22 protein-coding genes are annotated in these 24569 nt (G+C 68.2%); 14 read left to right on the top strand and 8 right to left on the bottom strand.

The annotated features are described in order from the left end of the window. The first annotated feature begins 122 nt into the window (after positions 1-122). From lysS to H610_RS0112250, 5 genes are all read left to right on the top strand, one after another. A complete protein-coding gene (lysS, locus tag H610_RS0112270) occupies positions 123-1625 on the top strand; it encodes a lysine--tRNA ligase (protein ID WP_028239942.1) in 1503 nt (500 codons plus the stop codon). A 174-nt stretch (positions 1626-1799) separates the two neighbouring features. Next, complete coding sequence (locus H610_RS0112265) at positions 1800-3095, top strand: flavohemoglobin expression-modulating QEGLA motif protein (RefSeq protein ID WP_028239941.1); 1296 nt, start codon at positions 1800-1802, stop codon at positions 3093-3095. A gap of 83 nt (positions 3096-3178) precedes the next feature. Then, positions 3179-3925, top strand: a complete 747-nt coding sequence (locus tag H610_RS0112260) for a TIGR00266 family protein (protein WP_028239940.1) — start codon at positions 3179-3181, stop codon at positions 3923-3925. A 42-nt stretch (positions 3926-3967) separates the two neighbouring features. After that, on the top strand, positions 3968-4294 hold the full coding sequence (locus H610_RS0112255; protein WP_028239939.1) for a hypothetical protein: 327 nt from the start codon (positions 3968-3970) through the stop codon (positions 4292-4294). After that, positions 4291-4797, top strand: a complete 507-nt coding sequence (locus H610_RS0112250; protein WP_028239938.1) for an O-acetyl-ADP-ribose deacetylase — start codon at positions 4291-4293, stop codon at positions 4795-4797. Before H610_RS0112255 ends, H610_RS0112250 begins: the two co-directional genes overlap by 4 nt. A 503-nt stretch (positions 4798-5300) precedes the next feature. On the opposite strand, the gene H610_RS0112245 is transcribed toward H610_RS0112250, so the two are convergent. Both H610_RS0112245 and H610_RS0112240 read right to left on the bottom strand, forming a co-directional pair. Next, positions 5301-6116 carry an OmpA family protein gene (locus tag H610_RS0112245; protein WP_028239937.1) on the bottom strand — a complete coding sequence of 272 codons (816 nt, stop codon included), beginning with the start codon at positions 6114-6116 and terminating at the stop codon, positions 5301-5303. A gap of 36 nt (positions 6117-6152) precedes the next feature. Beyond that, positions 6153-6548, bottom strand: a complete 396-nt coding sequence (locus H610_RS0112240) for a DUF4398 domain-containing protein (RefSeq protein ID WP_028239936.1) — start codon at positions 6546-6548, stop codon at positions 6153-6155. 256 nt (positions 6549-6804) lie between these two features. On the opposite strand from H610_RS0112240, the gene ppc reads away from it, so the two are divergent. The 7 genes from ppc to H610_RS0112205 all read left to right on the top strand — a co-directional run bounded on the left by ppc (position 6805) and on the right by H610_RS0112205 (position 14444). Continuing rightward, positions 6805-9441 (top strand): phosphoenolpyruvate carboxylase, encoded by a 2637-nt coding sequence (gene ppc / locus H610_RS0112235; protein ID WP_028239935.1) that lies wholly within the window; start codon positions 6805-6807, stop codon positions 9439-9441. Positions 9442-9689: 248 nt separating this feature from the next. Beyond that, positions 9690-10337 (top strand): adenylate kinase, encoded by a 648-nt coding sequence (gene adk, locus H610_RS0112230; RefSeq protein WP_028239934.1) that lies wholly within the window; start codon positions 9690-9692, stop codon positions 10335-10337. A gap of 101 nt (positions 10338-10438) precedes the next feature. Further along, the gene (tsaB, locus tag H610_RS0112225) at positions 10439-11116 is read left to right on the top strand and encodes a tRNA (adenosine(37)-N6)-threonylcarbamoyltransferase complex dimerization subunit type 1 TsaB (protein WP_028239933.1); all 678 of its coding nucleotides are present in this window, start codon (positions 10439-10441) and stop codon (positions 11114-11116) included. A 539-nt stretch (positions 11117-11655) separates the two neighbouring features. Continuing rightward, entirely contained in the window at positions 11656-12018 is a 363-nt protein-coding gene (locus H610_RS0112220; RefSeq protein ID WP_028239932.1) for a hypothetical protein, read from the top strand. Between the two features lie 3 nt (positions 12019-12021). Next, a complete protein-coding gene (locus H610_RS0112215) occupies positions 12022-12885 on the top strand; it encodes a DUF72 domain-containing protein (protein WP_028239931.1) in 864 nt (287 codons plus the stop codon). 34 nt (positions 12886-12919) lie between these two features. Further along, complete coding sequence (locus H610_RS0112210) at positions 12920-13612, top strand: extensin-like domain-containing protein (protein WP_028239930.1); 693 nt, start codon at positions 12920-12922, stop codon at positions 13610-13612. 55 nt (positions 13613-13667) lie between these two features. Beyond that, positions 13668-14444 (top strand): class I SAM-dependent methyltransferase, encoded by a 777-nt coding sequence (locus H610_RS0112205; RefSeq protein ID WP_028239929.1) that lies wholly within the window; start codon positions 13668-13670, stop codon positions 14442-14444. A gap of 9 nt (positions 14445-14453) precedes the next feature. On the opposite strand, the gene H610_RS0112200 is transcribed toward H610_RS0112205, so the two are convergent. Further along, a complete protein-coding gene (locus tag H610_RS0112200; RefSeq protein ID WP_028239928.1) occupies positions 14454-15098 on the bottom strand; it encodes a TetR/AcrR family transcriptional regulator in 645 nt (214 codons plus the stop codon). A gap of 88 nt (positions 15099-15186) precedes the next feature. Between H610_RS0112200 and H610_RS0112195 the strand changes: the two genes are divergently transcribed. Beyond that, a complete protein-coding gene (locus tag H610_RS0112195) occupies positions 15187-16293 on the top strand; it encodes an efflux RND transporter periplasmic adaptor subunit (RefSeq protein ID WP_028239927.1) in 1107 nt (368 codons plus the stop codon). Next, positions 16290-19382 carry an efflux RND transporter permease subunit gene (locus H610_RS0112190; RefSeq protein WP_028239926.1) on the top strand — a complete coding sequence of 1031 codons (3093 nt, stop codon included), beginning with the start codon at positions 16290-16292 and terminating at the stop codon, positions 19380-19382. Before H610_RS0112195 ends, H610_RS0112190 begins: the two co-directional genes overlap by 4 nt. 48 nt (positions 19383-19430) lie before the next feature. On the opposite strand, the gene H610_RS0112185 is transcribed toward H610_RS0112190, so the two are convergent. The 5 genes from H610_RS0112185 to H610_RS0112165 form a co-directional block, all read right to left on the bottom strand. Continuing rightward, entirely contained in the window at positions 19431-19919 is a 489-nt protein-coding gene (locus H610_RS0112185) for a VanZ family protein (RefSeq protein WP_028239925.1), read from the bottom strand. A gap of 268 nt (positions 19920-20187) precedes the next feature. Then, positions 20188-21288, bottom strand: a complete 1101-nt coding sequence (locus H610_RS0112180) for a polysaccharide biosynthesis/export family protein (protein WP_028239924.1) — start codon at positions 21286-21288, stop codon at positions 20188-20190. Positions 21289-21714: 426 nt separating this feature from the next. Next, positions 21715-22482, bottom strand: coding sequence for a WecB/TagA/CpsF family glycosyltransferase (locus H610_RS0112175; RefSeq protein WP_028239923.1), 768 nt, complete (start codon positions 22480-22482; stop codon positions 21715-21717). Continuing rightward, positions 22472-23353: a glycosyltransferase family 2 protein gene (locus H610_RS0112170; RefSeq protein WP_028239922.1), complete on the bottom strand. Its 882-nt coding sequence runs from the start codon at positions 23351-23353 to the stop codon at positions 22472-22474. Before H610_RS0112170 ends, H610_RS0112175 begins: the two co-directional genes overlap by 11 nt. Further along, positions 23313-24569 (bottom strand): hypothetical protein, encoded by a 1257-nt coding sequence (locus tag H610_RS0112165; protein WP_028239921.1) that lies wholly within the window; start codon positions 24567-24569, stop codon positions 23313-23315. Before H610_RS0112165 ends, H610_RS0112170 begins: the two co-directional genes overlap by 41 nt.

Genomic DNA, 24569 nt, shown 5'->3' with positions numbered 1-24569 from the left:
CTTCAGCCCACCAATACCGGAGCCATGTTGGTGGGCTGAAGCCCACCCTACGCCGACCCTACGGCCCCTACGCGGTAGTCACTTTTTTCGATTCACTCTTTACGCGCCAGGCATTTGAAACCATGAGCGAACAACCGCTGAACCAGCACGCCCTTCAAGAAGAAGAGAACCAACTGATTGCCCTGCGCAAGGAAAAGCTGGCCGCCGAGCGCGCCAGGGGCAACGCGTTCCCCAACGACTTCCGCCGCGACAGCTATGCGGGCGACCTGCAGAAACGCTACGCGGACAAGGGCAAGGAAGAGCTGGAAGCGGCGGCGATTCCGGTCAAGGTGGCCGGGCGCATCATGCTCAACCGTGGCGCCTTCATGGTGCTGCAGGACATGACCGGGCGCATCCAGGTCTACGTCGACCGCAAGGGCCTGCCGGCCGAGACGCTGGAGGCGATCAAGCACTGGGACCTGGGCGACATCATCGCCGCCGAGGGCACCCTGGCGCGCTCCGGCAAGGGCGACCTCTACGTGCACATGACCGGCGTGCGCCTGCTGACCAAGTCGCTGCGCCCGCTGCCGGACAAGCACCATGGCCTGACCGACACCGAGCAGCGCTACCGCCAGCGCTACGTCGACCTGATCGTCAACGAGGAAACCCGTCACACCTTCCGCGTACGCTCGCAGGTGATCGCGCACATCCGCCGCTTCCTCTCCGAGCGCGACTTCCTCGAAGTCGAGACGCCGATGCTGCAGACCATCCCCGGCGGCGCCGCGGCCAAGCCGTTCGAGACCCACCACAACGCGCTGGACCTGCCGATGTTCCTGCGTATCGCACCGGAGCTGTACCTCAAGCGCCTGGTGGTCGGCGGCTTCGAGCGGGTCTTCGAAATCAACCGCAACTTCCGCAACGAAGGCGTCTCGACCCGGCACAACCCCGAGTTCACCATGCTCGAGTTCTACCAGGCCTACGCCGACTACGAAGACAACATGGACCTGACCGAGGAGTTGTTCCGCGAGCTGGCCCTGGCGGTGCTCGGCACCACCGACGTGCCCTACCAGGGCAAGGTGTTCCACTTCGGCGAACCCTTCGCGCGGCTCTCGGTGTTCGATTCCATCCTCAAGTTCAACCCCGAGATCAGCGCCGACGACCTCAGGGACATCGACCGCGCGCGGGCCATCGCCAAGAAGGCCGGAGCCGACGTCAAGGGCTTCGAGGGCCTGGGCAAGCTGCAGACGATGATTTTCGAGGAGCTGGTCGAGCACAGGCTGGAGCAGCCGACCTTCATCACCCGCTATCCCTTCGAGGTGTCTCCGCTGGCCCGTCGCAGCGACGACGACCCGAGCGTGACCGACCGCTTCGAGCTGTTCATCGGCGGCCGCGAGATCGCCAACGCCTATTCCGAGCTCAACGACGCCGAGGACCAGGCCGAGCGCTTCCACCAGCAGGTCAAGGACAAGGACGCCGGCGACGACGAGGCCATGCACTTCGACGCCGACTTCGTCCGCGCGCTGGAATACGGCATGCCGCCGACCGCGGGCGAGGGCATCGGCATCGATCGCCTGGTGATGCTGTTGACCGACTCGCCGTCGATCCGCGACGTGATCCTGTTCCCGCACATGCGTCCGCAGGCCTGATCGACGGCCGGGTAACGATTTGGCAATCGTTGGGTTTCGCGTTGCTCAACCCAACCTACGTCGAGTGCCGGTAGGTTGGGTTGAGGCGTAGGGCGGGTGAAACCCGCCAGGGAAACGCCATCCGAATGCAGGCGCGTGCGGGCTTCGCCCGCCCTACGATCCGAAGAGGTAAGCATGAACACCCGCAACAACCTGGACGAATACCAGAGCACGGTGCGCGCGCTGTCCGACCGCATCGTCGAGGCGCAGGTGCCGGTGCGGGTGCTCGATGCGGTCAAGTGGGATGACGGCGTGCGTCGCGGCTTCTTCGAGGCCGGCTGCAAGGCGCTGCCGGCGGTGGATCGCCGGTATTACGAGGCGCGGCCGCTGGGCTTCGATTCGGCGGCGAAGAAGCAGGAATTCCAGAACATCGAGCGCGACATCACCCGCCAGCTCGGGCAGTTCAACCCGGTCGGCCAGATCATGCGGCGCATGTGCAAGGAATACCGCATGGTCATCCGCATGCTCGAGGCGCGCGGCACCGCGGATTTCGGGCTGATCTCCCAGGACCTCTACGGCGCCGCCTCGGACGCCTTCCATGCCGGCGATCCGACGCTGTCGGACCTCGGCCTGATGCTCTCGGACTACCTGAACAACATCGCCGACCGCGGCGACCTCAAGGACGAGCCCAAGACGCTGAATGCCAGGCAGGCGGTGGAAATGCTGCAGGCGCGGCTGGACCGGGTGTTCGGCGAAGGCGAGGGCGCGGTGCGGGTGTTCGAGTCCGACGGCATTCTCGCCGATGCCGCGGCCGGGGCGGACTACATCAAGATTCGTAGCGATGCCGTGTTCAACGAGCGCGACGTCCGCGCGCTGGAAGTGCACGAGGGGCTGGTACACGTGGGCACCACGCTCAACGGGCTCAACCAGCCGATCTGCACCTTCCTGGCCAAGGGCCCGCCATCGTCGACGGTGACCCAGGAAGGCCTGGCGATCCTCATGGAGGTCATCGCCTTCGCCTCCTACCCGACGCGCCTGCGCAAGCTCACCAATCGCACGCGGGCCATCCACATGGCCGAGGAGGGCGCCGACTTCCTCGAGGTGTTCGCCTTCTTCCGCGAGCAGGGCTACGGCGACGACGAGTGCTACAGCAACGCCAGCCGGGTGTTCCGCGGTTCGACGCCGGACGGCCTGCCCTTCACCAAGGACCTGTCCTACCTGAAGGGCTTCATCATGATCTACAACTACATCCAGCTCGCGGTGCGCAAGGGCAGGCTGGAGCAGATCCCGCTGCTGTTCTGCGGCAAGACCACGCTGGAGGACATGCGTACCCTGCGCCAGCTGGTGGACGAGGGCCTGGTGGTGCCGCCGCGCTTCCTGCCGCAGCAGTTCCAGGACCTCAACGCGCTTTCGGCCTGGATGTGCTTCTCCAACTTCCTCAACCACCTGAGCCTGGACCGCATCGAGGCGGACTACGCCAACATCCTCTAGGCGGCAGGCGGCAGGCGGCAGGCGGCAGGCGGCAGGCGGCAGGCAAGAGCAGAGCGCCCGATACGGGCGACAGGAGCATTCGCATGGCGAGCCATGAGCTGGAATACGAAATCCTCGGCAGCTCGGCGCAGAGCGTCGAGATCATCCTCGATGCCGGCGAGACGGTGATCGCCGAAGCCGGCGCGATGAACTACATGACCGAGGGCGTGCGCTTCGAGGCGCGCATGGGCGACGGCTCCGCCACCGGCGTGCTGGGCAAGCTGTGGGGCATGGGCAAGCGCATGCTCACCGGCGAGTCGCTGTTCCTCACCCATTTCAGCAACGCCGGGAAACGGCAGGCGCGGGTCGCCTTCGCCGCGCCCTATCCGGGTACCGTGGTGCCGGTGGACCTGTCGCAGGTCGGCGGCCGACTGACCTGCCAGAAGGACAGCTTCCTCTGCGCGGCCTACGGCACCCGGGTCGGCATCGCCTTCAGCAAGCGCATCGGGGCCGGGTTCTTCGGTGGCGAAGGCTTCATCCTGCAGCGCCTGGAGGGCGAAGGGCTGGCCTTCCTGCATGCCGGCGGCGCGGTCATCCGCAAGGAGCTGAACGACGAAACGCTGCGCCTGGACACCGGCTGCCTGGTGGCCTTCACCAGCGGCATCGACTACGACATCCAGCTCGCCGGCGGCTTGCGAAGCATGCTGTTCGGCGGCGAGGGCATCCTGCTGGCGACCCTCAAGGGCACCGGCACGGTCTGGATCCAGAGCCTGCCGTTCTCGCGCCTGGCCGAGCGGGTCTACGAGGCGACCGCCGGGGCCAGGGGCGAAACCCGCGCCGGCGGGCGCTGAACATCCGCCCCATTTCCGTTTCCATCAAGCCGAGACCGTTTCATGTCCGAACGCAATCCCCTGCCGCTGATCCTCACCGCCATCGCCACCGTGGTCGTCACGGTCGGCAGCCTCTGGTACTACGGCTACCTGCACATCGCCAAGCCCGAGGATGCGCTGCTGCTCAACGACTACACCATGCTCAAGACCGTCCCGGGCGAGGACTACAAGGTGTCGCTGTCGCCCGCGCCACAGGTCGCGCAGTGCATCGACGGCGTGCTGGTGCTGTTCGACACCGAGCAGAAGGGCCTGACCGGCGTGCTGGTGGACAAGCGCAAGCGCGCCGTGCGCTGCGCCGGGCAGGAGACGCCGGAGGTGGGGCGGCCGTGATCATCGAGGTGATCGAGGCGGACATCACCCGGCTGGCCGTCGACGCCATCGTCAATGCCGCCAACCCGTCCTTGCTCGGCGGCGGCGGAGTGGACGGCGCCATCCACCGCGCGGCGGGCCCCGAGCTGCTGGAGTACTGCCGCGGCCTCGGCGGCTGCCCGACCGGCGAGGCGCGCATCACCCCCGGCTTCCGCCTGCCGGCGCGGCACGTCATCCACACGGTCGGCCCGGTGTGGCGAGGCGGCGACCAGGGCGAGCCCGAATTGCTCGCCGCCTGCTACCGCAACAGCCTGGCCCTGGCGGAGCAGCACGGCCTGCGTACCCTGGCGTTCCCGGCGATCAGCTGCGGCGTCTACGGCTACCCGCCGGACCAGGCCGCGCAGGTGGCGGTCGGCGAGCTGCTGCGGCAGGACGCGGCCGGCGGGACGTTCGAGCGGGTGGCGCTGGTGGCGTTTTCGAGCGAAATCGCCGGTCACCTGCGGGCGGCGTTGGAGGCCTCCTGAGTCCGCTGGTCTCGACCGCGACGACATCTGTAAAGCGACGCGACCCGCGCTCAAAAACCTCCGGAAGAGGGCGGGCTACTCGGCGTCCTGGCCCTCATCCGGCCCTGCGGGCCACCTTCTCCCGAGGGAGAAGGGAAAGGCACGGCGCTGCCGGCCACCTCTTATGTGTTTCTCATCCGCTCCCAGGTGTATCGCCCCGAGGTCGGGCCTCCCACAGAAACAAGCGGTACCCGCCGAATCCCGTGGGAGGCCGCGCCCGTTCCCGACGGGCTTGCGGCATTCAACACATCCTTGTGGATTGCGCGCCCTGGCGGCGACTGTGGCCAAACGACCTTGGCCGCGAATGGCGGTCGGGACTCGTTCTGCGTCGAGACAGTTGTTACCACGGGGCGCGCACCTGTCTCGGGCCGACATGGCGGGCCGTGCGCACCGTTGTTGCGCCCTGTCGCCAGGTATGAAAAAGGGCCCTCACAGGGCCCTTTCTCTTCGCTCCGCGTCGCCGCTCAGCGCGTGCCGCCCGCCATCGACGAGCGTGGCTGCACCGGGTTGGCGTCGTTGGAGATGGTCACCTCCACCCGGCGGTTCAGCGCCCGGTTGGTCGGGGTGTCGTTCGAGGCGACCGGGTACTGCTTGCCGTAGCCCCGGGTGACGATGCGGCTGGGCTCGACGCCCATGCGCACCAGCGCCATGCGCACCGCGTCGGCGCGCCGCTCGGAGAGGCCCTGGTTGTAGCTGTCGGAGCCGGTGCTGTCGGTATAACCCTCGACGATCACCTGCCGCTCGGGGTTTTCCCGGAGGAAGTCGGCGAGCGCCTGCACGCCCTGCATGCCGCTGGGCTTGAGCTCGGCGCGGTCGAGGTCGAACAGCACGTCGCCGAAGGTCACCAGCGTGCCGCGCTCGGTCTGTCGGGCCTGCAGGTCTTCCTGCAGCTTGCGGATCTCTTCCTGCTGGCGGCGCAGCATCTCCTCGCGCGATTCCAGGCGCGCCTCGGCACGCTTGGCGGCGGAGGATTTCAGCTCTTCCTCGGCGTTGCGCAGGGCGATGGTCTGCTCGGCCAGGTCGATGCGCCGCTGCGCCAGGTAGGCCAGGTGATCGACCTTTTCCTCGCTGGCGTCGTTACGGAAGGCCGCGTCGGCCGCGTCCAGCGCGCGCTCGGCGTCCTGCACCTCGAGAGCGGCGAAGCGCTGCGAATGCGGGTCGCCCTGCAGCGCGGTGAATTCGCTGCGGGCCTGTTCCAGGTTCTGGTTGGGTTGCGACGAGCAGGCGGCCAGGCCGATGCCGAGGGCGAGCAGGGTAGGGAGTGTGACGAGTTTTCGCATGTCGAAGGTCCTCGTGAACGAAGGCTGTAGGGATGCTTACTGGATGCTGCGCTGGCTCTCTTCGCGCAGTTCCTTGATGGCCGCCTCGGAGTCCTGCACGGCACTCTGGGCCTTCACCGCCCGTGCCTTGCGCTCGGCCACGCGGGCATCCCACTCGGCCTGTTCGGCCAGTCGACGCGCTTCGTCGTAGTTTTCCTTCTGCATCGCCAGCTCGGCCTGGCGCCATTTGTCCTGCGCCGAGCGCATTTCCACCGGTGCGTACTGCGTGGCTTCGGCGCTCATCGCGCCGCGCACGGCCGATTCGGTGACGGCGAACTGCTCCTTCGGCGGGTTGCCGGCGCAGCCGGCCAGCAGCATGCCGCCGAGCGCCAGCCCGGCGAGTTTGGTAACGCTTGAACGCAATCGATTTTCGGCAACTGTATTGATCTTCATCTCGATCTCCGGTGTCGTACGGATGCCTCTGCCCCGAGATGGCCCAAAGGGCACCAACGCCGGCCCCAGGGCCCCCGGCCCGTGATAGAGGCGTATGGTTGTGAGGCTTGTGCACGACAAATGTTCACTGCCTCCGCTCAAAAGATGGCGCCACGGAACGCGCGTGCCAGACGCCCGAACCCGTGGAAACGACCGGGCCGACGCCTGTGCGGAGGCTCAGGAAAAACCCGCCGAACCGTCGGCGTGAGGAGATTCGATGGCTACGATCGATGCGCGTCTGCGCGAGAACGTGCACCTGTTGGGCGAACTGCTCGGACGCACCATCCGCGAGCAGCACGGTGAGGCCTTTCTCGACAAGATCGAGCGCATTCGCAAGAGTGCCCGGGACGCGCGGCGCGGTTCCGATGCCTCGGCGCAGACGCTGAGCAGCACCCTCGACGCGCTTGCCGAGGACGAGCTGCTGCCCATGGCGCGCGCCTTCAACCAGTTCCTCAACCTGGCCAACATCGCCGAGCAGTACCACCGCGTCCGCCGGCGCCGGGCGGACGAGCCCGAACCCTTCGAATCGGTCGCCCTGCCGCAGCTGCTCGAACGCCTGAAGCAGGCCGGGCACTCCGGCGAATTCCTCGCCCGCCAGGTCGGCCGGCTGGACATCGAGCTGGTGCTGACCGCGCATCCCACCGAGGTCGCCCGGCGCACGCTGATCCAGAAGTACGACGCCATCGCCGAACACCTGGCCCAGCGCGATCACGGCGACCTGTCGGAGAAGGAGCGCGAAGCCACCGAGCGGCACCTGCACCAACTGATCGCCGAGGCCTGGCACACCGAGGAGATCCGCCGCAACCGGCCGAGCCCGGTGGACGAGGCGAAATGGGGCTTCGCCGTCATCGAGAACTCGTTGTGGTACGCGCTGCCCAGCGTGATGCGCCAGGTCGACGCGGCGCTGCACCGCAGCACGGGCTACCACCTGCCGCTGGAAGCCGCGCCGATCCGCTTCGCCTCCTGGATGGGCGGCGACCGCGACGGCAACCCGAACGTCACCGCGCAGGTCACCCGCGAGGTGCTGCTGCTGGCCCGCTGGATGGCTGCCGATCTCTATCTGCGTGAAGTGGAAGAGCTGATCGCCGCGCTGTCCATGCACCAGGCCACTCCTGAGCTGCTCGAGCGCGCCGGCGGCGCGTCCGAGCCGTATCGCGCGGTGCTCAAGCAACTGCGCGATCGCCTGCTCGCCACACGCAGCTGGGCGCGGGCGTCGCTGGATGGCGAGCAGCCGGCCAGCGCCGAGGTGCTCTGCGACAACCAGGCGCTGCGCGAGCCGCTGGAGCTCTGCTACCGCTCGCTGCACGCCTGCGGCATGGGCGTGATCGCCGAGGGCGACCTGCTCGACTGCCTGCGCCGCGCCGCGGCGTTCGGGCTGTTCCTGGTGCGCCTGGACGTGCGCCAGGACGGCGCGCGGCATGCCGCGGCCATGAGCGAAATCACCGACTACCTCGGGCTCGGGCGCTACGCCGACTGGGACGAGGCGCAGCGCCTGGATTTCCTCCAGCGCGAGCTGGAAAACCGCCGGCCGCTGCTGCCGCGCGATTACCGGCCTTCGGCCGAGACCGCCGAGGTGCTGGCCACCTGCGCGGTGATCGCCGCGGCGCCGGCCGATTCGCTCGGCTCCTACGTGATTTCGATGGCGCGCGACAGCTCCGACGTGCTGGCCGTGCAGCTGCTGCTCAAGGAGGCCGGGCTGCGCCGGCCGATGCGCGTGGTGCCGCTGTTCGAGACGCTCAACGACCTGGACCACGCCGGGCCGGTGATCGAGCGCCTGCTCAGCCTGCCGGGTTATCGGCAGCGCCTGCACGGACCGCAGGAAGTGATGATCGGCTACTCGGATTCGGCCAAGGACGCCGGCACCACGGCGGCGGCCTGGGCGCAGTACCGCGCGCAGGAACAACTGGTGGCGATCTGCCGGGAGCAGGGCGTCGAGCTGCTGCTGTTCCACGGCCGCGGCGGCACCGTCGGCCGCGGCGGCGGCCCGGCGCACGCGGCCATCCTCTCTCAGCCGCCGGGGTCGGTGGCGGGGCGCTTCCGTACCACCGAGCAGGGCGAGATGATCCGCTTCAAGTTCGGCCTGCCGGACATCGCCGAGCAGAACCTCAACCTCTACCTGGCCGCGGTGCTGGAAGCCACGCTGCTGCCGCCGCCGATGCCCGAGCCGGCCTGGCGCAGCCTGATGGACCAGCTCGCTGCCGACGGGGTGGCCGCCTACCGCGGTATCGTCCGCGAGCACCCGCAGTTCGTCGACTACTTCCGCCAGGCCACTCCGGAACAGGAGCTGGCGCGGCTGCCGCTCGGCAGCCGCCCGGCGAAACGCCGCGAGGGCGGCATCGAGAGCCTGCGCGCCATTCCCTGGATCTTCGCCTGGACGCAGACGCGCCTGATGCTGCCGGCCTGGCTCGGCTGGGGCCAGGCGCTGCAGCGCGCGCTGGAGCAGGGCGCGGGTGAGCAGCTCGAACAGATGCGGGCGCGCTGGCCGTTCTTCGCCACGCGCATCGACATGCTGGAGATGGTGCTGATCAAGGCCGATGCAGCGATCGCCGAGCGTTACGACCGGCGCCTGGTCGAGCCGGGGCTGCAGCCGCTGGGTGCGCATCTGCGCGACCTATTGTCGCAGACGGTGGAAGTGGTACTGCGCCTGACCGGCCAGCCGGAGCTGCTCGCGCACAGCCCCGAGACCCTGGAGTCGTTCAGCCTGCGTGACGCCTACGTCGATCCCCTGCACCTGCTCCAGGTCGAGCTGCTGGCCCGTGCGCGGCAGGCCGAGAGCCAGGCTGGCAGCCCTCTGGAGCAGGCCCTGCTGGTCAGCGTGGCAGGCATCGCGGCGGGCCTGCGCAACACCGGCTGAGCCCTTGCGCGCCGGCCTGCGCACCGGCACCGGGCACGCGGGCGCCCGTCCTCGGCGGGCAATGCAGGCGGGCGCCGGCGGCGTTTCCGGCGTGACGGGCGTGCGACTTTGGATGGCTTGTCTGGCCTCTGGCCGCTGTGTATGGTGATCAGCCTTTTGCCGTTGTGACGGCGAACACACAAGAAGATTTTCGATGCGCCGCAGCGCCGGCCCATCCGTCAGGATTCATCTACTCGAGGAGCACAACCATGCGCGTGATTCTGCTGGGAGCGCCCGGTGCCGGCAAAGGTACCCAGGCCCGCTTCATCACCGAGAAATTCGGCATTCCGCAGATCTCCACCGGCGACATGCTTCGTGCAGCGGTAAAGGCCGGCACCCCGCTCGGGCTGCAGGTCAAGGGCGTCATGGACAGCGGCGGTCTGGTGTCGGACGAGATCATCATCGCGCTGATCAAGGAGCGCCTGCAGCAGGCCGACTGCCAGAACGGCTTCCTGTTCGACGGTTTCCCGCGCACCATCCCGCAGGCCGAGGCGCTGCAGCAGGCCGGGGTGAAGCTCGACCACGTGCTGGAGATCGCCGTCGACGACGAAGAGATCGTCAGCCGTCTTTCCGGCCGGCGTGTGCACCCGGCGTCCGGGCGCGTCTACCACACCCTGCACAACCCGCCGAAGGTCGAGGGCAAGGACGATCTGACCGGCGAGGAACTGGTGCAGCGCGAGGATGACAAGGAAGAGACCGTGCGTCACCGCCTGTCCGTGTACCACTCGCAGACCCAGCCGCTGGTCGCGTTCTACCGCGAGCTGGAGGCCAAGGAAGGTACGCCCCGCTGCAGCCGCGTCGAAGGCGTCGGTTCGGTCGAGGACATCACCGCCAAGGTGCTCGCCGCCCTCAGCTGATCCTGGACAGCCTGACAGACGGCCCGCTCGCGGGCCGTTTTCGTTTGTGCCGGCGACGCTGAGGTACAATCGCCGCCCTTTTTCACCGACCGGAACCGCCGATGACCACCCTGCTGGCCCTCGATACCGCCACCGAAGCCTGCTCCGTCGCGCTGCTGCACGAGGGGCGGGTGTCCAGCCATTACGAGGTCATCCCGCGGCTGCATGCCCAGCGCCTGCTGCCGATGGTTCAGACGTTGCTGGCCGAGGCCGGCGTGCCGCTCTCGGCGCTCGACGCCATCGCCTTCGGACGCGGCCCTGGCGCCTTCACCGGCGTGCGGATCGCCATCGGCGTGGTGCAGGGGCTGGCCTTCGCGCTGGAGCGCCCGGTGCTGCCGATCTCCAACCTGGCGACCATCGCCCAGCGCGCGCGGCGCGAACACGGCGCGACCGCCGTGGCCGCGGCGATCGATGCGCGGATGGACGAGGTGTACTGGGGCTGCTACCGCGACGAGGGTGGCGAAATGCGCCTGGCCGGCATCGAGGCGGTGCTGCCGCCGGAGCAGGTGAGCCTGCCGCGCGACGCTGCCGGCGAGTGGTTCGGCGCCGGCACCGGCTGGTGCCATGCCGCACGCATGCCGGTGCGCGTGGGCGCGCAGGACGCGGCCCTGTTGCCGGCAGCCGAGGACCTGCTGCTGCTGGCCGAACGCGCCTGGGCACGCGGCGAGGCGGTGGCCGCCGAGCAGGCGCAGCCGGTTTACCTGCGCGACAACGTGGCGACGCCGAAGAAGACCGGCTGACCGGGCAGGCCTGCGGCCTGCATCGCCGCGAGGGCGCGCAATCCACAAGGATGTGGTGAATGCCGCAAGCCCGTCGGGAACGGGCGCGGCCTCCCACAGGTCCGACGCGGCACCGCTGTTTTTGTGGGAGGCCCGCCCTCGGGGCGATGCGCTTTGCGCGGGAGCGGTCTCGACCGCGAACGAGTTCCAACCCCATTTGCGGCCAAGGCCGCTCCTACGAAGAACCATGGCCAGCGATGTCGCCGCGAGGGCGCGCCTCCCATAGGTGGTGGGAGTGCTACCTGCTTTGTGGGAGGCCCGCCCTCGGGGCGATGTTTGGGGCGCAGGCAGAGTCTGCTCCTACAGGGATTGTCGGTGCCGCAGGCTTTTCCCTTCTCCCCCGGGAGAAGGTGGCCCGCAGGGCCGGATGAGGGGCATTTGGGTCCGATCCGGTGGCGAGCTTTCAGGTGAGCGACATGGCGTCTGACCAGGCGCCGGGCGAACGTTGCCAAGTCTCTGGCGTCACACTAGAGTGTCGCGGTTATCGAATGGTTTGACTGATGCGCATCGACGGCCTATCCACTTCCGCCTATCCCCTCGAACGTCCTGCCCGCCCCGGCAGCGCGGTCACGCCCTATCGGGAAAGCCAGCGCGCCGTCGAGGAGCAGCGCCAGCAACCGGCCGCCGATTCGACCGCGGCCAGCCAGGGGTTCGAGCGCGAGCCCTACATCCGCCAGCCTGACCCGAGCCAGCCCGGGGCCGAGCTGCAGAACGAATATTTTCCCGCACGCTTCGTCCAGGAGCCCGTCGAGCGCCCGCTGACCAGCCGCGCCGCCCAGGCGCTGGCGAGCTACAGCACCACCGCCAGCCTGGCGCGGGACATCGACGCCAACGAGGTCCTGGGCCTCGACCTCTACGCCTGAGCCGTGAGCCTGCCGTACTACCTCGGCTGTCCCGGATGGGGTGACGCGGGTTGGCGCGGCTCGCTTTTTCCCGACGATCTTCCCAGCACGCGCTTTCTCGCCGGCTATGCCCAGGTGTTCAACACCGTCGAGGGCAACACCACCTTCTACGCCTGGCCGCAGGCCGACACGGTGCGCCGTTGGGCCGACGAGATGCCGGCCGGATTCCGCTTCTGCGCCAAGGTGCCGCGCGATATCAGCCACGCTCCCGACCTGCGCCCGCTGCTCGACGGGCTGGACGTCTTCGAGGCGCTGCTCGCGCCGCTGGGCGAGCGGGTGACGCCGCTCTGGCTGCAGCTGCCGGCGAACTTCGGCCCGCCGCGGATGGCCGAGCTGGTGGCGGTGTTCCAGCGGGTGTCACGTCCGCTGGCGCTGGAAGTGCGCCATCCCGCGTTCTTCGCGCGTGGCGAGGAGGAGCGGGGGCTCAACCGCCTGCTGCGTGATCACGGGGTCGAGCGGATCTGCCTCGACACCCGCGCACTGTTCAGCAGCCGCTCGGCCGATCCCGCGGTGATCGAGGCGCAGACCCGCAAGCCGCGTCTGCCGGTGCGGCCCACCGCCTTCAGCGAGCAGCCGCAGCTGCGCTTCGTCGGCCATCCGGAACTGGAGGCCAACGACCACTTCCTCCAGCCCTGGCTGGCCAAGGTCGCCGAATGGCTGGAAGCCGGGCTGACGCCGCACGTCTACCTGCACATGGCCGACAACCGCTTCGCGCCCTTGCTGGCTCGGCGCTTCCACCAACTGCTCGCCGAGCGCCTTCCCGGGCTGCCGGCGCTGACCGGCTGGCCGGAAGCCCGCGCCACCCAGCTCGATTTTCTCGCTGACTGAAGCAACCCCGGCGCCTCCGGGTTGCCTCATGGATATGACCTTCGGCCGCTTCCTTCTCGTCCTGATCCTGCTTGCCGCCGGCTTCGCCTTCGCCGTGTGGCGGGGCTTCGTGCAGGTCCCCGATCGCTGGAACCCCTGGGCGCCGCTGGACCTGCGCGAGCCGCCGAACCTGCTGACCGGCTTCAAGCTGCGCCTGCTGGAGGGCGACCGGGCGCTGTGCGAGCAGGCGCTGGCCACTTCGGACCTCGACTACCAGGCAGTCCCGGACAGCCAGCCGGAGCCGACCTGCCCGCTGGAGAACACCGTGCGCATCCGTGGCTCGGAGGTGCGCTTCAACAGCGCCTTCCTCGCCACCTGCCCGCTGGCGGCCGCCTACGTGCTGTTCGAGCGCCATGGCCTGCAGCCGGCGGCGCAGGCGGTGTTCGGCCAGCCGGTCGCGCGCGTCGAGCACTTCGGCAGCTTCGCCTGCCGCAACATCGCGCGCAGCAACAGGCGCAGCCAGCACGCCACCGCCAATGCCCTGGACCTGGCCGGCTTTCGCCTCGCCGACGGCACGCGCATCACGGTGGCGCGCGACTGGCGCGGCGAGGGCGACAAGGCGCGCTTCCTGCGTGAAGTACACAAGGCGGCCTGCCGCGCCTTCAACATCACCCTCGGGCCCGAGTACAACGCGGCGCACCACGACCATTTCCACGTCGACATGGGCGGCTTCCGCACCTGTCGTTGAACTGGCGGGCGGCGCGCTCTGGCAGAATGCGCGGGTCCTTGCTCCGAGCCGTCCCATGATCGCGTCCAGCCCCGTGCTTACCCTGCAGTCGCTTCATCCCGCCTACGACGAACGGGCCCGTGCCTGGGCCGCCCGGCTGGGCGTGCCGCTGGACCGGCCGGACGCGGAGTTTGCCCTGCAGGTCGGCGAGGGCGGCCTGCAGTTGCAGGCCCTGGAGCCCGACGCGCCCGGACCGGTGCGGGTGGACTTCGTCGAGGGTGCGGTCGCGCACCGGCGCCAGTTCGGCGGCGGCAGCGGGCAGATGATCGCCAAGGCGGTGGGCGTGCAGCCGGGAGTCCGACCGCAGGTGCTGGATGCGACTGCCGGCCTCGGGCGCGACGGCTTCGTGCTCGCCACCCTGGGCTGCCGGGTCGAGCTGATCGAGCGCAACCCGGTGGTCGCGGCGCTGCTTCAGGACGGCCTGGAACGGGCGGCCGCGGCTGCCGAAGTCGCCCCCATCGTTGCGCGAATGACGCTGCGCCAGGGCAATGCCATCGAGTTGATGCGCGAATGGAGCGGCGAGGCCCCGCAGGTGATCTACCTCGACCCGATGTTCCCGCACCGCGACAAGTCGGCCCTGGTGAAGAAGGAGATGCGCCTGTTCCGCCCCTTCGTCGGCGATGACGACGACGCGCCCGCGCTGCTGGAGGCGGCGCTGGCGCTGGCCAGCCACCGGGTGGTGGTCAAGCGCCCGCGCAAGGCGCCGGCGATCGACGGGGCGAAGCCGGGCTACGGCCTGGAGGGCAAGTCCAGCCGCTACGACATCTATCCCAAGCGCAGGCTGGCGGGCTGAGGGGGCGGCTCAGCCCGGCGCGTAGGCGCGTACGAAAAGCGCCACCACGTCGGCGACGTGCGCCTGCATCGCCGCGTCGTCCAGCGGCGGCGCATAGCCGATCAACTGGTGGAAGTGATTGATGCCCTTGATCAGCGAGCAGAAATGCTCGGCGGCGCGGGTGCGGTCGTCGATCGCCAGCTGGCCGGCGGCGCAGGCCCGGTCGAGCAGGGCGCGGGTCTCGTCGAGCACCTGCTGCGGGCCGGCTTCGTAGAACAGTCGCGACAGCTGCGGCGTGGTCGCGCCCGTGGCCACCATGATGCGGTGCAGGCCGACCGATTCCGGGCTGCTGAGCAGCCGCCAGAAGGCTTCGCCGAGCTCGCGCAGCGCCTGGTCGATGGGCATGCCCGGGGCGGGCGAGAACAGCTCGCGCGGCAGGCGGTTCTCGCAGGTCGCCTGCACCGCCGCGCAGAACAGCGCCTCCTTGTCCTTGAAATGACTGTAGAGCGTCAGCTTCGAGACCCCGGCCTCCGCGGCGATGGCCTCCATGCTGCTGGCTTCGTAGCCGTTTCCGAGAAACAGCGTCTTGGCGGCGTTGAGGATGGCTTCGCGTTTGGCCGGGTCTTTCGGTCGGCCCGGGCTGGCGGCGGTCGGGGAACTGTCTCTGTCGGTCATCTTTTAATACTGGACTGGCTGGTACGCGATTTTTACTATACCCGGCGGTTCAGTTAATCAAAACCGCTCTGACGAGAGGGACTTTCTCATGTTTCGCCCCTTGTTGCCGCTTGCCGGGCTGTTCGCCTGCGCCCTGACGCTGGCCGCCTGCACGGCCGAAGAACCCGCGGCGCCGCAGCCGCGACCGGTGATGGTGGTGCATCCGCAGCCGGCCAGCGAGGCGATGGTGAGCTATGCGGGCGAGGTGCGGGCGCGCTACGAGCCGGAGCTGGCATTCCGTATCGGCGGCAAGATCGTCGAGCGGCTGGTGGAGGTCGGCGAGCACGTTCGCGAGAACCAGCCGCTGGCCCGGCTCGATCCGCAGGACGTGCGCCTGCAGCTGGACGGCGTGCAGGCGCAGGTGGCGGCGGCGGAAGCCAACCTGCGGGTCGCCCGCGCCGAGCGCGAGCGCTACAGGACGCTGCTCGACCGGCAGCTGGCCAGCCGCTCGCAGTACGACAGTGCGGACAATCAGTACCGCGCCGCCGAGGCGCGGCTGAAGCAGGCCCGCGCCGAGCTGGACGTCGCCCGCAACCAGGTGGACTACGCGGTGCTGCGCGCGAACCGCGACGGCGTGATCGTCCAGCGCCTGGCCGAGGTAGGGCAGGTGGTCGCCGCCGGACAGAGCGTGTTCGTGCTCGCCGCCGACGGCGAGCGGGAGGTGGTGATCGCGCTGCCCGAGCACTCGGTGGATCTCTACCGGCTCGGCCAGGCGGTGTCGGTGGAGCTCTGGTCGCGGCCCGGCCAGCGCTATGCCGGCAGCATCCGCGAGCTGTCGCCGGCGGCCGATGCGCGCACCCGCACCTATCAGGCGCGGGTGGCGTTCACCGAGCAGGCGCCGGCCGACCTCGGGCAGAGCGCCCGGGTGTTCGCCGCGCACGACGGCGAGGTGGCGCTGTCGGTGCCGCTGTCGGCGCTGAGCGCCGATGGCGACCGCACCTTCGTCTGGCGGGTGAAGGACGACGGCACGCTGGAGCAGGCGACGGTGCGCACAGGCCCCTACGGCGAACAGCGCGTGCCGGTGCTCGAGGGGCTGGCGCCGCAGGACTGGGTGGTGCTCGCCGGCGTGCACATGCTGCACGAAGGCCAGGCGGTGCGCCCGGTCGACCGTGACAACCGCCCGGTCGCGGTCGGGGCGGTGGAGGCGCGGCCATGAAGTTCAACCTGTCCGCGTGGGCGCTGCACAACCGGCAGATCGTGCTCTACGCCATGCTGCTGCTGGCGGTGGTCGGGGCGCTGTCGTACGGCGAGCTCGGCCAGAGCGAGGACCCGCCGTTCACCTTCAAGGCCATGGTGATCCGCACCAACTGGCCCGGGGCCTCCGCCGAGGAGGTGTCGCGCCAGGTGACCGAGCGGATCGAGCAGAAGCTGATGGAGACCGGCGAATACGAGCGCATCGTTTCCTTCTCCCGGCCGGGCGAGTCGAACGTCACCTTCATGGCCAACGACGCGCTGCATTCGCGCGACATTCCCGAGCTCTGGTACCAGATTCGCAAGAAGATCGGCGACATCCGCCACACGCTGCCACCCGAGGTACAGGGGCCGTTCTTCAACGACGAGTTCGGCACCACCTTCGGCAACATCTACGCGCTGACCGGCGAGGGCTTCGACTACGCGGTGCTCAAGGACTACGCCGACCGCCTGCAGATCCAGCTGCAGCGCGTGCCCAACGTGGGCAAGGTCGAGCTGGTGGGGCTGCAGGAGGAGAAGATCTGGATCGAGCTGTCCAACACCAAGCTGGCCACCCTCGGCGTGTCGCTGGAAGCGGTGCGCCAGGCGCTGGAGGCGCAGAACGCCGTGCTCGCCACCGGCTTCGTCGAAACCCCCAGCGATCGCGTGCAACTGCGCGTCAGCGGCCGCTTCGACACCGTCGAGCAGATCCGCGACTTCCCCATCCGCGTCGATGACCGCACCTTCCGCATCGGCGATGTCGCCGAGGTCAGCCGCGGCTTCAACGATCCGCCGGCGCCGCGCATGCGCTTCATGGGCGAGCCGGCGATCGGCCTGGCGGTGTCGATGAAGAGCGGCGGCGACATCCTCGACCTCGGCGAAGCGCTGCAGGCCGAGTTCGCCCGCCTGCAGGAGGAGCTGCCGGCCGGCATGCAGCTGCGCAAGGTGTCCGACCAGCCGGCGGCGGTGAAGACGGGCGTCGGCGAGTTCGTCCGGGTGCTGGTCGAGGCGCTGGTCATCGTGCTGCTGGTGAGCTTCTTCTCGCTCGGCCTGCGCACCGGCCTGGTGGTGGCGCTGACCATCCCGCTGGTGCTGGCGATGACCTTCACCGCCATGCATTACCTGGACATCGGCCTGCACAAGATTTCCCTCGGCGCGCTGGTTCTGGCGCTCGGGCTGCTGGTGGACGACGCCATCATCGCGGTGGAGATGATGGCGATAAAGATGGAGCAGGGCTTCGACCGGCTGCGCGCGGCCAGCTTCGCCTGGACCAGCACCGCCTTCCCGATGCTCACCGGCACCCTGATCACCGCGGCCGGCTTCCTGCCCATCGCCACCGCACAGTCCAGCACCGGCGAATACACCCGGTCGATCTTCCAGGTGGTCACCCTCGCGCTGGTGGCCTCCTGGATCGCCGCGGTGCTGTTCGTGCCGCTGCTTGGCGACAAGCTGCTGCCGGATCTCGCCAAGCGTCACGCCGCCAGGCACGGCGGCGACCCGGAGAAGGGGCACGATCCCTATTCGACGCCGTTCTACCGGAGCGTGCGGCAGGTCGTGAGCCTGTGCGTGCGCCGGCGCAAGACGGTGATCCTGCTCACCATCGTGGCCTTCGCCGGGGCCATCGTGCTGTTCCGTGCAGTGCCGCAGCAGTTCTTCCCGCCGTCCGGGCGGCTGGAGCTGATGGTGGACCTAAAGCTGGCCGAAGGGGCCTCGCTGAGGGCCACCGAGGAAGCTGCCCTGCGGCTGGAGCGGATGCTTCAGGCGCGCACCGGCATCGACAACTACGTGGCCTACGTCGGCACCGGCTCGCCGCGCTTCTACCTGCCGCTGGACCAGCAGCTGCCGGCCACCAGCTTCGCCCAGTTCGTGGTGCTCGCCGACAGCATCGAGCAGCGCGAGGCGCTGCGCAGCTGGCTGATCGAGCGCCTGAACGAGGACTTCCCGGATGTTCGCGGCCGCGTGACGCGGCTGGAGAACGGCCCGCCGGTGGGCTATCCGGTGCAGTTCCGGGTGACCGGCGAACACATCGACGTGGTCCGCGGGCTCGCCCGCGAGGTCGCCGAGAAGGTCCGCGACAACCCGCACGTGGCCAACGTGCACCTGGACTGGCAGGAGCCGAGCAAGGTGGTCTGGCTGGACGTCGACCAGGAGCGGGCGAGGGCGCTGGGCGTCGATACGGCGCAGCTGTCGCAGTTCCTGCAGCGCACCTTCACCGGTACGCGGGTCAGCCAGTTCCGCGAGGACGACGAGCTGATCGAGATCCTGCTGCGCGGCACGGTGGACGAACGCCAGGACCTGAACATGCTGCCGAGCCTGGCGATCCCCACCGCATCCGGCCGCAGTGTGCCGCTGTCGCAGGTGGCGACCCTGGAATACGGCTTCGAGGAAGGGGTGATCTGGCACCGCAACCGCCTGCCCACCGTGACGGTGCGCGCCGACATCTATGGCGACGAGCTGCCGGCCAGCGTGGTGGCGCAGATCCAGCCGACGCTGGCGCCGATCCGCCAGGCGCTGCCCAGCGGCTACCTGCTGGAGGTCGGCGGCACGGTGGAGGATTCGGCGCGCGGGCAGGCGTCGGTCAATGCCGGCCTGCCGCTGTTCATCGTGGTGGTGCTGACGCTGCTGATGGTGCAGCTCAAGAGCTTCTCGCGCTCGGCCATGGTGTTTCTCACCGCCCCGCTGGGGCTGATCGGCGTGACCCTGTTCCTGCTGCTGTTCGGCAAGCCGTTCGGTTTCGTCGCCATGCTCGGCACCATCGCGCTGTCGGGCATGATCATGCGCAACTCGGTGATCCTGGTCGATCAGATCGAGCAGGACATCGGCGCCGGGCACGACCGCTTCACGGCCATCGTCGATGCCACGGTGCGACGCTTCCGGCCCATCGTGCTGACCGCGCTGGCCTCGGTGCTGGCGATGATCCCGCTGTCGCGCAGCATCTTCTTCGGGCCGATGGCGGTGGCGATCATGGGTGGGCTGGTGGTGGCCACCGTGCTGACGCTGCTGTTCCTGCCGGCGCTCTACGCGGCCTGGTTCCGGGTCAGGGCGGCGGAAGCCGAGGGCGTGCAGCGCGGCTGATGCCCTCCGCGCGCGGCGAGACGATCGCATCTCGCCGGGCGGGCGGGTTCAGTTGGGGCCCTTGTCCAGGACGTAGCCGGCTTCGACCTGGTCGGCGGCGTATTCCTCCTGGGCCTGGTATTCCTCCCTCGGCCGGCGATGCCGGTGATGGCGCCGCTTGTGCCGCTTGCCGTGGGGCTGCGCCTGCGCGACCCGCTGCTCCTCGCCGTGCACGAACTGGATCGCCGCGAGGCCGGTCAGCACGCCGACGATGTTCACCGTGAGGTCGGCCAGGGAAGTCGTGCGGTCCGGCGAGAGAATCTGCAACAGCTCGATGCAGGCCGATACCGTGATCACCGCGGCGGCCAGCGTGGCCAGGGGGAGGCGGCGAAAGGCCATGTGGCCGGTCAGGGTGAGGGCGGAAAAGGCAAGCCAGTGGTAGAACTTGTCGGCTTCCGGAAAGAGTTGCGTGTTCGGTGTGCTCTTGACTCCCAGGTAAAGGATCGCCACTGCGGTCACCCAGAACAGCACTCTCCACTTCTTGATCTGGTACTTCATGTAAGGCTCGCTCCGCCGGTTGTAACCCTGTAACCGTTTCCGTGGGGCTGACGACGGCGCCGCTTGGCGCCGAATCCGTCAGTGCTCACGCCCTGGCGCGAACGCCCTGTCGAGCATGCCCTACGAATCGGCCAGCGACAGCGCTGGCCTTCGAATTCCGTTCGATCACGACAGCCAGGCCAACGCCGGCTGCCGACACGCAGCGTCCCCCGGCATGCCGACTCTTGCGAGTGCGGCATGCCGGTTGTCGGGACGAAGCCGTTGTTGCTTAGCGCGAGAGGTTGTAGTCCGCTGCCGCACCGGTGCCGACGATGCTGGCCGACGGCAGCAGCTGGCTGATGAAGCGGTTCCAACGGGTGATGTTGGCCGGACCGACGAACACCACGTCCTGCGGATGGAGCGGGAAGTGCTTGGCCAGCGCGAACGCGGTCGGCGACTTGGCGTTGAGCTGGAACACGGTCGCCGGCTCGTTGGCGATGTTCTGCGCACCGCGGATGACGTACACCGCTTCGCCGTCGGCGGTTTCCTGGCGCAGGCCGCCGGAGGTGCCGATGGCGTCCATCAGGTTCATGGCGGTGGTCTTGAAGGACAGTGCCTGCGGCATCATCACCTCACCCAGGACGTAGACCTTGCGCTGGTCGTTGTAGGGCAGGTGCAGCTGGTCGCCGTCCTTCAGGTAGACCTGGTGCAGCCAGGAATCCGGGCGGTTCAGCGAGTCGATGTCGAGCAGGTATTCCTTGCCGTCGCGCTTGAGCGTCAGGCCGGTCAGGTCGGCATCGGCGGTGGACACACCGGCCTGGCCGAGGGCCTGGGTGATGGTCATCGGCGCGGTGGTGACCGGGACTTCCCCGGCGGTGTTGAACGCACCGCTGAGCACCACGCGCTGGCTGCCGAAACGCAGGATGGAGACGTCGACCTGCGGGCTGTCGATGTAGCTGCGCAGGCGGCTGGCGATGGTCGAGCGAAGCTCCTCGATGGTCATGCCGGCGGCCCGGACGTTGCCGATGTAGGGATAGAACAGGGTGCCGTCGGGGCGGACCAGGCGACCGTTGGCGTCCAGCTGCTGCTGCGGGCCAGAGGGCGCGGTCAGTTCCGGGTGATCCCAGACGGTGATGTACAGCAGGTCGTTGGCACCGATGCGGTAGTCGGTGGGCTTGTAGGACAGGAGCTCCTGCCTGGCGGTGGCGCCCATGCGGTCCACGGTCTGGTCCTTGAGCATCTCGGGAGTGATGCTGACCAGCTGGACGGTGCCGTCTTCGGCGGTCGCGCCGTCCTTGAACTCGTCCGGGTCGAGGTACTGGCCGGGGGCGAAGGCGCAACCCTGCAGGGTAATGGCAGAGGCAACGGTCAGAGCGAAGAGTGCTTTCATGTGTTTCATCCTTGAGTAAGGTTGTTCTGTTGGAAGCTCGAGCGCGGGAGGGCCCTGCTCGAGAGGCGAATGGGCCGGGCCAGGAACCGGGTTGCGGTCGTTACCGGCCGGAACGGCTGCCCAAAGTCATCGGAAGCCAATATGTGTTCTCCTTCTGATTTGTTATATCCAGCTGGCCAGGCCTCGCCGCAGAGGAACCGAGATTCCGGCTGCGTTGCATCCCTGCTGCCTTCGGGCCGCTGAGTGTTCCCCATCCGTCCCTCGCGGGTCGTTCAGCACCGAGGGGGCAGGGCCCGAGCCTCAGGTCGCTGCATCAAGGCAATATCCAATTGCCATTGAATTGACCGCTGACAGAATGCATAGACCGCCCGTGCAGCGCAGGGTTCACGGGGCCTGCCGCCTGTCGCGCTGTTTCGCTTCGCCGGCTCAGCTGTCCTGCTTCACCGGCTTGCCCTTGTGCTGCTTGCCGCTCCGCTCGCGCAGGTAGGCCGGCACGATGAACAGCGCGTCCTGCAGGTAGCGCTTCACCAGCCGTCGCGGCTCGGAGAGCATCCGGTGCAGCCATTCCAGGCGCGCCTTCTGCATCCACAGCGGGGCCCGGCGGATGCTGCCGGTGGCGAACGAGATCGAGGCGCCGATGCAGAAGCCCATGCCGGTACGCTCGTGCGGCGCGATGCGGCTGGCGAGGATTTCCTGGCGAGGCGCGCCGACGGCGTAAAACACCAGCTCGGAGGGGTGTTCGCGCACGAACGCCAGGCAGCGCTCGACCTCCTCGGGCTTGTCGATGAAGCCCATCGGCGGGTCGTAGTGGTGAATGCGGATGCCCGGGTACAGCGCCTGCAGCTTGCGGTATTCGGACTCGCGCGAGCCGATCAGCACGAGCTGCCAGTTCTCGCGGTCGGCCCAGCGCAGCAGGTCGACGGTCAGGTCGCTGCCGGGAATGACCTCCTCGACCTCCACGCCGAGCGAGTGGAGCAGGGGCATGAGGATCCGGCTGTCGCAGATCCGCACGCGTGCCCGGGCGTAGGCTTCCTGGAAGCCCGGATCGCGCTGCAGCAGCACCAGGTGGTCCACGTTGGGTGTCACCACGAAGGAGTAGGGCTGTCGAACGCCGTCGCGGATGCTGGCGAGCAGCGCCTGTTTCGTGCCGGTATAGAACCGGACGCCGAATGCCTGGTTGGTCTCACTTGACACTCATCGTTACTCCCTTGAAAGCACCCTTGATGCCTGACCAGGCAAGGGCGGGGTGACGGATTTCCTTGGCGACCGTGATCGCCGACAGGAAGCAGGCCGAAGCGAGCGCGAACGCAGGGCCGTAGAAGCGCTTGTTGAAGCGGGTGGCCGCGCGGTTGCGGTAGTAGTGGTAGAAGGCCGAACGGCCGCCGTTGGAGGCGAGCGAACCGTAGTGGTACACGCGGCTCTGCGGAACCACGCGAATGCCCACGCCGTGCCGGCGCGCGCGGAACTGCCAGTCCACTTCCTCGGAGTACATGAAGTAGGTCTCGTCCATCATGCCGACCCGTTCGATCAGCGCGGCGGAGAACGCCAGGCTGCAACCCATCACGTAATCGGGCTGCTCGCCGGTGGCCAGCACCTCCTCGACCGTCTGCCCCTTGCCCAGCAGCCGGGCCTTGCCGAGCAGCGGATAGAGCTTGCCGCCGCCGAAGCATTCGAGCTTGCCGCTGTCGGAGCTGAGCACCGCGGAGCCGACGAACTGGCGATCATTCTCGCGCAGCGCCTCGAGCAGTGGCTGGAAGGCGTCGGAGTCGACGTAGGTGTCGTTGTTGACCACCCAGAAGTATTCGACGTCCAGGTGCTCCAGCGCCCAGCGCAGGCCGAAGTTGTTGCCGCCGGCATAGCCGTTGTTCTCCGGGTTGGCGAGCACGGTGGCGCGCGTGGGCTCCTTGGCCTCACGCCAAGCCTTCAGGGCCTCGACCGAGCCGTCCTGCGAGTCGTTGTCGACGATCACCACATGGTCCAGCGCCGGGCAGTGAGCGAGCAGGCTCTCGGCGCAACTGACGGTCTCAGTAGCTGCCTTGTAGTTGAGAATAAGCGCGACGTTCATGGATATATTCCTGCCTGCGAAGGTGACGAGCCTTGAGTGAGTGAATGACGAACAACATGGCGAACATCGATTGCGCGTATTCCATCAGGCCGTTGAGCGGCCAGATGACGAACATGGCGAGTACCGCCGGGTAGATGAAGCTCATGTCGCTGGCAATGGTCTTGGCGATCCGGTGATAGACGAACAGGGTCACCGGGAGAATCAGGAAGGTGAGGAAGCCGAAGCGGAACAGGGTGCCGAAGATGCCCACGTCGGACAGGAAGAAGTGCTCGCCGAAGTAGGGGACGAAGCCGTCCTGCCAAAGCAGCGACAGCGATCCGCTGGGCAGCCAGTTCACCACGTGCAGATGGCTGAAGATGGTGTTGATGGTTATCGGCCGCACGCCTTCGTCGATGTCGCCTTCCAGCGTGCTGTCGTAGAAGTCGGCGTTGAAGCCGAGCACTTCCAGCAGGCTCGGATAGAAGTAGAACGGCGACAGCAGGATCGACAGGCTGGCGGCCCACAGGATCGCCTTGGCGCGCAGGCAGAACAGGGTGAAGGCCAGGCACAGCACGATCAGCTGGCGGGTCTGGGTGGCGAACACCAGGGTCAGCAGCAGGATCGCCGCGACCAGCAGGAAGAAGTTCTTGCTGCGCTTGCCGCCATCGATGGGCGAGGCGCCCTTCGACCACACCTGGATGCAGTAGAAGTAGGCGATGCACAGCAGCAGCGGGCCGATGGTGGAGCGGTCCGGACGGTCGTCGGAACGCACCTCGGTGCGCATGTCCGGGATCACCCCGAACTTGAAGCACCACGACAGGAAGGCGGCGATCAGCGCGGCATACAGCAGACCGCGCTCGAACTGCAGCGGGGTGACCCGCTTGCCAAGGAACAGCAGCGGCGCGAAGCCGAGCGAGAACATCACCCGCCGTTCCTCGATGAGCCCGTAGGCGATCGGCTGCCCGTAGGTGTACTTGGCGAACACAGCGGGCAGGAAGGTGAATACGAAGATGCTGTAGACGCAGTAGTAGATGAGGATGCGGAACTCGCGCGGAGCCTCCTCGGTGGACGACAGCACCAGCAGCAGGGTGAAGGCGAGGCAGATCGCCAGATACGCCTCGTTGATCCCTTTCAGGCCATAGGGGTTGTGCGGGCTTTCGCCGAAGACGGAAAAGTGCAGGACGATCGCCAGCACCAGAAGCGGAAGGAAGAAGAATCTGGAAGAAAAACTGCTCAT

The organism is Stutzerimonas azotifigens DSM 17556 (genome assembly GCF_000425625.1).
In the GTDB taxonomy this organism is placed as follows: domain Bacteria; phylum Pseudomonadota; class Gammaproteobacteria; order Pseudomonadales; family Pseudomonadaceae; genus Stutzerimonas; species Stutzerimonas azotifigens.
Note: the sequence above shows the minus strand (reverse complement) of the source record. Positions and strands in the feature narration are given on the sequence as shown.